This window comes from Streptomyces sp. NPDC054847, from assembly GCF_053610925.1.
Genome location: NZ_JBSGZJ010000276.1, coordinates 1 through 9,644, shown reverse-complemented (window position 1 = coordinate 9,644; position 9,644 = coordinate 1). Strand labels below are relative to the sequence as shown.

At 72.1% G+C, this 9,644-nt stretch carries 9 protein-coding genes; 4 read left to right on the top strand and 5 right to left on the bottom strand.

Annotated features, from left to right (window positions below):
• Window positions 1-102 precede the first annotated feature (102 nt).
• Window positions 103-957, top strand: a complete 855-nt coding sequence (locus ACWGH4_RS23775; RefSeq protein WP_453464231.1) for a class I SAM-dependent methyltransferase — start codon at window positions 103-105, stop codon at window positions 955-957.
• A gap of 63 nt (window positions 958-1,020) precedes the next feature.
• Window positions 1,021-2,022 (top strand): porphobilinogen synthase, encoded by a 1,002-nt coding sequence (hemB, locus tag ACWGH4_RS23770; RefSeq protein WP_453464228.1) that lies wholly within the window; start codon window positions 1,021-1,023, stop codon window positions 2,020-2,022.
• On the opposite strand, the gene ACWGH4_RS23765 is transcribed toward hemB, so the two are convergent.
• Window positions 2,006-2,245 carry a DUF397 domain-containing protein gene (locus ACWGH4_RS23765; protein WP_453464225.1) on the bottom strand — a complete coding sequence of 80 codons (240 nt, stop codon included), beginning with the start codon at window positions 2,243-2,245 and terminating at the stop codon, window positions 2,006-2,008. The two genes, hemB and ACWGH4_RS23765, sit on opposite strands and share 17 nt — an antisense overlap.
• Window positions 2,242-3,066: a helix-turn-helix domain-containing protein gene (locus tag ACWGH4_RS23760; protein ID WP_453464222.1), complete on the bottom strand. Its 825-nt coding sequence runs from the start codon at window positions 3,064-3,066 to the stop codon at window positions 2,242-2,244. The genes ACWGH4_RS23765 and ACWGH4_RS23760 overlap by 4 nt, the downstream gene beginning before the upstream one ends.
• Window positions 3,067-3,192: 126 nt before the next feature.
• On the opposite strand from ACWGH4_RS23760, the gene ACWGH4_RS23755 reads away from it, so the two are divergent.
• The gene (locus ACWGH4_RS23755; RefSeq protein ID WP_453464219.1) at window positions 3,193-3,579 is read left to right on the top strand and encodes an ATP-binding protein; all 387 of its coding nucleotides are present in this window, start codon (window positions 3,193-3,195) and stop codon (window positions 3,577-3,579) included.
• A gap of 8 nt (window positions 3,580-3,587) precedes the next feature.
• Here the strand turns inward: ACWGH4_RS23755 and ACWGH4_RS23750 are convergent, their stop codons facing one another.
• From ACWGH4_RS23750 to ACWGH4_RS23740, 3 genes are all read right to left on the bottom strand, one after another.
• The gene (locus tag ACWGH4_RS23750; RefSeq protein WP_453464216.1) at window positions 3,588-6,362 is read right to left on the bottom strand and encodes an alpha/beta hydrolase family protein; all 2,775 of its coding nucleotides are present in this window, start codon (window positions 6,360-6,362) and stop codon (window positions 3,588-3,590) included.
• 202 nt (window positions 6,363-6,564) lie between these two features.
• Window positions 6,565-7,434: a glycoside hydrolase family 19 protein gene (locus ACWGH4_RS23745; RefSeq protein ID WP_441265782.1), complete on the bottom strand. Its 870-nt coding sequence runs from the start codon at window positions 7,432-7,434 to the stop codon at window positions 6,565-6,567.
• 179 nt (window positions 7,435-7,613) lie between these two features.
• Window positions 7,614-9,107, bottom strand: coding sequence for a carboxylesterase/lipase family protein (locus tag ACWGH4_RS23740; RefSeq protein ID WP_453464213.1), 1,494 nt, complete (start codon window positions 9,105-9,107; stop codon window positions 7,614-7,616).
• Between the two features lie 205 nt (window positions 9,108-9,312).
• Between ACWGH4_RS23740 and ACWGH4_RS23735 the strand changes: the two genes are divergently transcribed.
• The gene (locus ACWGH4_RS23735; protein WP_441265632.1) at window positions 9,313-9,585 is read left to right on the top strand and encodes a DUF1876 domain-containing protein; all 273 of its coding nucleotides are present in this window, start codon (window positions 9,313-9,315) and stop codon (window positions 9,583-9,585) included.
• Window positions 9,586-9,644: the final 59 nt, after the last annotated feature.

Below are 9,644 nucleotides of genomic sequence, written 5' to 3'. Positions count from 1 at the left end.
GATCCCCACCCGCCCCGCCTTCGTACGTTCGACAGGCGGGGGCAGTCAGGCGTACACCGGAAGCACAAGGATCCTTCCGGGCAGGCAAGTGGGTGACCCCCTGTGAGCGCCAGCACTCTCCACGTCGATCCGTCCAACGCCGAGCAGGCACGCGCCTGGGACGGCGACCAGGGCGCCTACTGGGCGGCACACGCGGAGGACTTCGACCGTGCCGTCCACGCCTACCAGCGCCCGTTCCTCGACGCCGCGAGGCTCCAGCGGGGCGAGCGGGTGCTCGACATCGGCTGCGGCAACGGCCTGACCTCCCGCGCCGCCGCCCGGCTCACCGTCGGCGGGCCCGTGTTCGGCATCGACCTGTCCGCGGCGATGCTGCGCGCCGCCAGGGAGGAGACGGAGCGCGAAGGGCTCGACAGCGTCCGCTACGAGCAGGGCGACGCCCAGACGTACCCGTTCCCCACCGGCGCCTTCGACGTGGCCGTCAGCCGCAACGGGTGCGTGTTCTTCGCCGATCCGGTCACCGCGTTCCGCAACATCGCCCGCGCCCTGCGGCCCGGCGGGCGGCTGGCACTCCTCGTCTGGCAGGACGCGGAGCGCAACGAATGGTTCACGTCCTTCCTGGGCGCCGTCGCGGTCGGCCGTGACCTTCCCATGCCGCCTCCCGGCGCGCCCGGCCCGTTCTCCATGGCCGACCCGGACGTCGTGGGCGACGTGCTCGTGGCGGCCGGATTCGATTCGCCGCACTTCGACGGGCGCACCCTGCCCATGAACTTCGGACGCGACATCGAGCACGCCGGGCATTTCGTCTCCGGCATGCTGGAGTGGGCGCTGGAAGGGCTCGACGCGCAGGACAGGGAGCGGGCCCTGCGGTCGCTCCGCGCGGACCTCGATTGCCATCTGACCCCGGAAGGCGTCCGCTACGAGTCCGCTGCCTGGATCGTCACCGCGACCAAGCCGTAGGAGCCCGGTCCCACCGACGCACTGTCGGCATTCGCACCCGTGCCACAGGCGTAGCGTGGCCGTATGACTGCGTACGGATCCTTCCCCGGTGCCCGCCCCCGGCGGCTCCGGACCACCCCCGCGATGCGGCGCATGGTCGCGGAGACGCGCCTGCACCCGGCCGACCTGATCCTCCCCGCGTTCGTACGGGAGGGCATCGGCGAGCCCGTGCCCATCTCGGCCATGCCCGGAGTCGTCCAGCACACCCGCGACACGCTCCGCAAGGCCGCCGTGGAGGCCCGAGAGGCAGGCGTGGCCGGGATCATGCTCTTCGGCGTGCCCGAGGACGCTAAGAAGGACGCGCTCGGCACCGCCGGCACCGACCCGGACGGCATCCTCCAGGTCGCGATCCGGGACGTGAAGGCCGAGGTCGGCGACGAGCTCGTGATCATGTCCGACCTGTGCCTGGACGAGTACACCGACCACGGCCACTGCGGGGTCCTCGCGGCGGACGGCCGCGTCGACAACGACGCCACCCTCGAGCGCTACGCCGAGATGGCGCAGGTCCAGGCGGACGCCGGCGTCCACGTCGTCGGCCCGAGCGGAATGATGGACGGCCAGATCGGCGTCGTCCGCGACGCGCTCGACACCATCGGCAAGGAGGACGTCTCGATCCTCGCGTACACCGCGAAGTACTCCTCCGCCTTCTACGGCCCCTTCCGCGAGGCCGTCGGCTCGTCGCTCCAGGGCGACCGCAAGACCTACCAGCAGGACCCGGCCAACGTCCGCGAGTCGCTGCGCGAGCTGGCGCTCGACCTCGAGGAGGGCGCCGACATGGTCATGGTCAAGCCCGCGGGCCCCTACCTCGACGTCCTGGCGAAGGTCGCGGAGTCGGTGGACGTGCCGGTCGCCGCGTACCAGATCAGCGGCGAGTACGCGATGGTCGAGGCTGCGGCGGAGAAGGGCTGGATCGACCGGGACAAGGCGATCGCCGAGACCCTGCTCGGCATCAAGCGGGCAGGCGCGAGCATGATCCTGACGTACTGGGCGACCGAGGTCGCCCAGGGGATCAGCGCAGGTCGCTGACGAAGGACGCCCAGGCGGCCGGTGCGAGCGTGAGGCTCGGGCCGCCGGGGGCCGCCTTGGAGTCGCGGACGTGGACGGCGGCGGGGTGCGCGGCGACCTCGAGGCACTGCCCGCCCTCGTCGCCGCTGTGGGTGGACTTGTGCCAGTGATAGGCCACTTCGAGGCAGGCGCCGCCTTCATCGCCGCTGTAGCTGGATTTGAACCACTTCAGTGCGGTGCTCATCTCTCTCCCAGCAGCCGGTCCAACAGGCCCGCGCTGTCCTCAGGGTTGAGGGCCTGTGCCCGCAGCATCGCATATTTGCGGGCCAGGATGCTGACCTCGTCCGCGTCGGTGAGCAACTGGCTGCCGCGCTGACTCTCGGTGTAGCCGACGAGTTGGTGATCGGGTGTTTCCAGCAGGATGAACGGGCCGTTGAGTCCCGCATGGCTGGTGCGGCCGAACGGCATGACTTGGACGGACACGTCGGGCAGGTCGGCGCATGCCCGCAGGTGGCGCACCTGCTCCTCGTACACCTCGTCGCCGCCGATCCGGTCCCTCAGGATGGCTTCCCACATCACGAAGCTGATCGTCGGTGGCCGGGTGCATGCCAGGATCTCCTGGCGAGCGACGCGTGCGGTGACCTGGGCCTCGATCTCGTCCGCGCTGAACGCGGGCACCCGGCTGCGGAAGACACCTCGCGCGTAGCGCTCGGTCTGGAGCAGGCCGGGCACGACCTGGTTGTCGTACCAGGACAGCGCGATCGCCTCCCGCTCCAGATCCATGTACTCCTCCGCCCACGCCGGGATCAGGTCCACCTCCGGCATGTGCTCCACCGCGACCGACAGCGCGCCCTTCGTGTCGAGGCGGTCGTCGAGTCTCTGCGCGAGGTCCGGCTTCAGCGGGCGGCGGCCCTGTTCCATGGAGGCGACGGTCTCCTCGGCGAGGTTGAACTCCGTCGCGAGTTCGCGTTGCGTGAGGCCCGTGGCCTCGCGGAAGCGGGCGAGCTGGCGGCCGACCAGCCGCATCGCCGACGCGTTCTTCCGGTGGCGTCTCCTGGGGTGCATGCCTCATCAACTCCCCGGACCGGCCCGTACGTTACGCCTGAACGACCCGTACAAATGAAACGTACGGGTCGGCGGAGTTCCGCGGTCGCAGCCCGGACCGCGAATCTCGTGCCCGTGGACAGGACGATGCAACATGAGGAACTGCGCGAGGTGTTCTGCCGTCGCGATCGCCGATCCGTCGGTACGGCGCGGGAGTTCGCCCGCCAGGCGCTGGCCGCGTGGGGATGGGGCGCGCGGGCGGACGACATCACGCTCTGCGTGAGCGAGCTCGCGACGAACGCGCTGGTGCACGGTGTGCCGCCGGGTCGCGGGTATCTGCTGCGGCTCCGGCTGTCGGAGGACGGGACGCTGCGCGTCGAGGTGCACGACAGCGGGGGCGGGAGGCCCGGAGTGCGGACCCCGGACGGTGAGTCGGGGCGCGGCCTGCTGCTGGTGGCCGCGCTGGCCGACAGATGGGGGATCGGGCCGCGCGAACCCGGCAAGGTGGTGTGGTGCGAGTTCGCGCGGCCGTGAACCGCGACCTACGGAGCGTCGAGCACCGTGCCGGTGAGGGCGGGGCCGTGCGGCGTGCCCTCGTCGTCGGTGGGCTGGAGGCTCACGTACTCGGCCGGCTCGGTCACCCCGTCGGCCACCGTGGGCACGGTCACCTCCGCGCCGGTGCTCCCGGCCGGGACGGACGCCCACAGGTAGGCGTAGTCCAGCCCGGACAGCGGGACGTCACCGTCGGGGATCTCGCCGATCATGTCCAGCAGCCACTGCCGGTCGACGTCCTTGGTGGACAGCTCGGGGCGGCCGCTGACGGGCGTGATCCGGAGTGTGCTCGTCAGCTCGACGTCGGCGGGGGCCGAGAGGGACATCCGCCACGTCAGGGGCTTGCCCTCGGTCACCTTGTCGGTGACCGGCTTCCATGAGATCTCCGGCATCGGGTCGTCGTTCTCGGCCGTGACGCCTCCGGTGGACGAGCCGACGACGGTCCCGCGGACCGCCTTCACCAGCACGTCGTGGGAGGTGTCCCAGGAGTAGCGCGTGTTGCCCTTCACCTTTACCGGCACGTCGATGCCCCCGGCGCCTGGCCGGACCGTCACCAGCCGGTCCTTCGCCCGGCCGGTGGCCGGGTCGACGACGTACACGCGCACCGTGCCGCTGCTCTTGCCGGACACCCGGACGGGCACCTGGTACGTGCGGACGCCGGAGTCCCCTTCCTTGACCTTGAGACGGCCGAGGTCGATCCGGGTCAGCGGGGCCTCACCCACTGCGGGTGTGCCGGGGCTCCAGGCCCAGGCGTCCATCAGCCACGCCTTGCCGGAGCGGGTACGCGGGGTCAGCTCCAGGGCGGCGACCCGGCGCAGATCGAGCCCGGCGCGTGCGGCGGCGGTGAGGGGCACGCGCACCTCACGCGCCCAGTAGGAGGCGGTGCGGTCGCTGCCGGGCAGCCCGTCCACCCGGACACCGCCCAGCTTCGCCCGCTTGCCGGAGGCGTCGGTGACGGACACGTCCAGCTGCGTCCCGGTGGTGTTCGGCGGCACGAAGACGCGCAGCGCGAGGCTGTCGGCGCCCTTGAGGGAGAGCGGCTTTGCGGGCCGGACGGTCATCGCGGAGCCCGGTGCGGACCAGTTCAGCGCCACCGCGCGGCGGCCGGTCTCGCGCTCGGGCTGCCAGTGCGCGAAGTGCGGCGAGGAGCCCGCTTCGCCGTCCAGGCAGGGGGTCTCCGGGTCGATCGCGTCGCACAGCCGGCCGCCGGTCACGGTCACGGCTCCGTCGGGGAGGAACCCGGCGCCGCGGTTCGCGCCCACGGCGTGGGTCAGTACACGGGCGGGGTCGGCGGAGGGGGCCCGGCGGCCCGTGCCGTCGAGCAGTTCGCGCACCCGGTCGTCCCCGGCGACGAACAGCCGTGCGGCGGCGGCGATGTAGGTGGCGCCGGCCCGGTGCTGCTGGTCGGCGGTCAGCCGGGTCGCGGTGCCCGGGGAGCAGACCGGGTCCGGCTGTTCGGGGTCGGGCCAGAAGTCGTCGTGGGCGGGGGCCTGGGCCTGGCCCGGGGTCCACTCGCTGTTGAAGTAGTTGTGGTTCGCGCCGACCATGTACACCGCGCTGTGCAGGGCCTTGCCCCGGCTGACGCCGCGGGTCCCGTCGGCGTACACCTGGCCCTGGAGGTCGGAGACGTCGCCGTCGCAGCCCGGCAGGATCGTCAGCGACGGGACGTCCGGTACCGGGTTGTGGCCGAAGATCGTCGGGCCGATGAGCACGGTCCCGCGGATGTGCCAGCGCACCTTGCCGCGGTAGCCGTCCTGGGCGGGGGCGGGGGGATACAGACTGTCCATGGCCGCGCGGTTGACGCCCTCGCCGCCGCGCGAGTGGCCGACGAGCAGGACACGGGACAGGTCGGCCTTCGGGGCCCGGCGTACCGGGCCGGGGGCGGTGGCGGGCTTCGCGGCCCAGTCCGCCCAGCGGGCCAGATGCGACCGGACCAGGGAGGATCGCGCCTGCGCGCCGCCGTCCTCGACGTCCCCGTCCTGGCCGTTGACGCCGTTCGCGGAGACGGACACGGTCACATAGCCCTGGGAGGCCAGGAGCTGCTGGTCGCGCAGGTAGCCACGGTGGCTGGGGATCGGCTTCGCACCCTTGGCGCAGGGCCAGTCGATCGTCACCTCGTCGTCCTTGCCCGGGACGTAGCAGGTGGCGTGCCGGCCGTGCAGGAACAGCGCGAGGGGGCGCTTGCCGGGGGCGCCCTTCGGGGCGACCACGACGGCGCGCATCTCGACCGGGTTCGCGAAACCGGGCAGGCGGACCGGGTCGAGCGTGTACTCGCCCGTGGTCGTCCGGTAGGTGCCCGGCCGGCCGGGGTCGACGGCTCCCGGCGGGAACTCGGCCGGTGGCTTCGCGGCCGGCGCGGTCCCGCGGGCGCCGGCGTCGCCGCCGGGCTCCTGGTCCAGGCGGCGGCCGCCCGCCAGCACGCTCAGGTTCCTCAGGTCCGCCGGGTCGGTCGTCCGCGCGTCGTCGAGGGGCAGGCGGAAGGTCCGTCCGTCCTTGCCGGCCTCGGGCACGCCGACGATCCTGTCGTCCGCGTGGAACTCGACGCGCGCGTCACCCGGGGGGACGGGACGCGGCGAGCGCCACTCCAGTGCGCTCTGTCCGTCGTCATGGGTGATCCGCCAGCCGGGCGGCAGAGCGTCGTTGCCGTTCGCCGCCGTGGCGGGGCGAACTTCGGGCGGCTGGACGGCCTGCGCCGCTGCCGGCGCCGCCCCTACCGCCATGAGCACCGCTGTCGCGGTGGCCCAGATCCTCCGGGCACGTATCAACGTTCCCCTCCTCAACCCCGTGGGTAGGGCGCCCGGTTGTCCCGGGTGCCTCTCGACCCGGAGGACGGGGAGAAGAACGTGGGGGCTGCCTGTGGGATGCGTTTCGGCCGGATCTGTGCGGTCGGAGGCCCGTGACATGGTGCGGCCGCGGCCGGGGGACGTCGTCTCCCCGGTCCGCGGCCCGTTCATGAGGTCCGGCGGCTCAGCAGTAGAGGTTGGAGCCGGTCGGCACGCCCAGGATCTGCGTGAACTGCTGGTACTTGGTCACCCGGCTCTGGACCTGCGCCGGATTCTTGCCGTCGCACTCCAGGGAGCCGTTGATCGAGCGGATCGTGTGACCGAAGCCCGCCTGGTTGACCATGGCGTTGTGGCCGGTCATCGTGCCCGGGCCGTTCTGGGTGTTCCAGTACCAGAGGCCGGTCTTCCAGGCGACGGCAGCCTCGCGCTCCACCCGCCACGGGTTGTTCAGCAGGTCGATGCCGAGCGCGTCACCCGCGGCCTTGTAGTTGAAGTTCCAGCTGAGCTGGATCGGGCCGCGGCCGTAGTAGGCCGCCTGTCCGGCAGGACAGCCGTAGGGCTGGCTCCAGTCGCAGTAGTGCGGGTAGTTGGCGGTGTTCTGCTCGACGATGTGGACCAGACCGCCGGTCTCGTGGCTGACGTTGGCGAGGAACGCCGCCGCCTCCTGCTTCTTCACCGTGTCGCTGCCGGTGTTGGCGAACGCCGGGTAGGCGCTCAGGGCCGCGGTGAGGCCGCTGTACGTGTAGAAGGGGTTGCGATTCGGGAACATCTGGTTGAACTGCGACTCGCTGACCACGAAGCCGGACGGGGACGGGGTGCCGCCGCCGCTGCAGGTGTACGGGTCCCAGTACCAGGTGCTGATCGTCGGGCTGTAGCCCGGGTTGTCATGCTCCGCTATGTAGTAGGAGCCGTTGTACCTGACAACGTTGCCAGCCGTGTACCAGGCGCCCTGTCGCCAGTCCGTTGCGGTGTCGCACGGGCCGGCGGCGGACGCGGAGGGTGTCAGGGCGACGGCCAGACCGGTGGCCATGAGGACGGCGGTCAGCAGTGCCATGAGGCGGGTTCTCAGCACTCGATCACTCCTTTGAGCGCAACGGCCTTACCCGGAGCGGTAGTTGCTCTCCGGGCGCGGCCGCGGTGGGGGGCTGTGCGCACACTCAAGCGCGATTGACGTGATCGAGTCAAGGTATAGACCAATGTGACTTCCGGGTAAGTCCCGGCCGTTCAGCGGTCTCAGAGGTCCCTCCAGAAGGAGTAGTTGTGCTCCTTCGCGAGATCCGTGGGGCGGACGCCCTCGGACGAGACGGCCGCGGTGTGCGGCGCGTCCGGCGTGTACGGCTTCCACGGGGCGCGGCCGGTGCGCGCGAAGTCCGACCAGATTCCGGTCAGCGCGGCGGCCAGGCGCCGCTGCTCCGCCGTCAGCGGTTCGGACCAGTCGAGGTCGAACAGATAGGGGAGCTCGGCGAGGTGCGGTGCGCCGACCGGGAAGCTCGCCCGCGGGAAGTCCTTGAACCACGGGTTGTCCTGCTCGGAGAACTCGTAGGCGTACGTCGGCGTTCGCGCGCCCAGGGCGTCATTGGTGACGATCGCCGGACGTCCCCAGACGGCGTCCGTCATGGCCGCCGCGAGCGCCCGCCCGTACGAGCCGCCGTACGCGCTCGCCGGATACCGCGCGAGAGCCCTCTCCACGACCTCCGCGCCGTAAATGCCGGTCACGTACGCACGGAAGTCCCGCTCGTCGAGCAGCCGCTGCCGGGCCAGCTCCAGGCCGTACACGCGGAACGTCTCCTCGTCGCGGTTGATGCCGTGCAGTACGGGCACGCGGTTGAAGCGTCCGGACGCGAACGCCTCGCGGGGAGTGCGGGGCAGCAGCCGCGTGCCGTAGGCAGGGCCGTAGCGCGTCTCCTCGTCGTCCGCCGCCACCAGCTCCGCCGCGGACACCTTGCGCAGGGGCTGCTCGAACTTGCCTTCCAGGTGCCGCGCGTGACGCAGGGCCTCGGCGCGGGTCAGGGTCTCGTCGTCGTCCAGGCACGGGCCGCTCTGCAGGACCGCCCGGTGGAACAGGCCCGCCGACGCGGGCGAGACCAGGTTCGCGCAGACACTGCGGGCGCCGCCCGACTCGCCGAACAGCGTCACGTTGCCCGGGTCGCCGCCGAAGGCCGCCACGTTCGCCCGGACCCAGCGCAGGGCCGCTTGCTGGTCCTGGAGACCGAAGTTGCCGTCGCCCAGGTAGCCGAGGGCCCCGAGCCGGTAGTTGACCGTCACGACCACGACATCGCCGCCCGCCGAGAGACGCTGTGCCCCGTACATCGCCCCCTCGCCGTCCTCGTGGTCCCCGCCGTGCAGCCAGACCATGACGGGACGGGGCGACGGCGCGGTGGCGCGCGGAGTCGTGACGTTGACGAAGAGGCAGTCCTCGGCGTCGCTCCGCGGGCCCTTGACCGGGATGGCGCCGGACTGCGCGCACGCCGCTCCCGGCGCGGTCGCGTCCCGTACGCCCCGCCAGGCGCGCACGGGCCGGGGCGGCTCCCAGCGCGCGGGCGGGGCGGCGTACGGGATGCCCTGGAAGACGCGGGCGGTCCCGGTGAGGGTGCCGCGTACCGCGCCGTCCGCCGTGCGCACGACGGGGGAGGCACCGGCGGCGGCCCCGCCGGGGGCGCCTGCGCCGGTCAGGGCGCCGGCCGTGAGGGCGGCGACGGCGGCGATCACTACGGTTGCTTTCGACATGCGCATGACGCTACGGAGCCGGCGTGGCCGCGGGCAGCCGACGCACCCCCGTACCGCGGGTGTCGTCAGGTGCACCCCGGGTGGGGGGCCGGGTCCCACCGGCAGGGCCGCGGGCCGTGCGCCCGCCGGTGTTTCCGGGGCGCGCACTCGCGTTCAGGGGCCGTGCGGCGCACCCTTGAAGGGGTACCGCTGGAGGTGAACCGTCATGCAGACACTCGTCGGATGGCACATCGAGATGGAGTTCAAGGAGGAGGGCGACCGGACCAGGGCGGCCGCCATGGTGAGGCTCGGTGACGGGACGGAGTACCGCGGGCACGGAAATGCCAATCGGCACCACTCCGACCAGCCACAACTGCTCGTCGGTGAGGAGATCGCCGGCGCCCGTGCGCTGATGGACCTCGCTTCCCAGCTCCTCCAGAAGGCGCACACGGAGATCGACCAGGCATCAGGAAGGCAGTCCCACCAGCTCCTGCGGTGAGCGGGAGCCGCTGATCGGGGGCCCCGGCCGTCCGGGGCCCCCGATCGCCCGCACAGGAA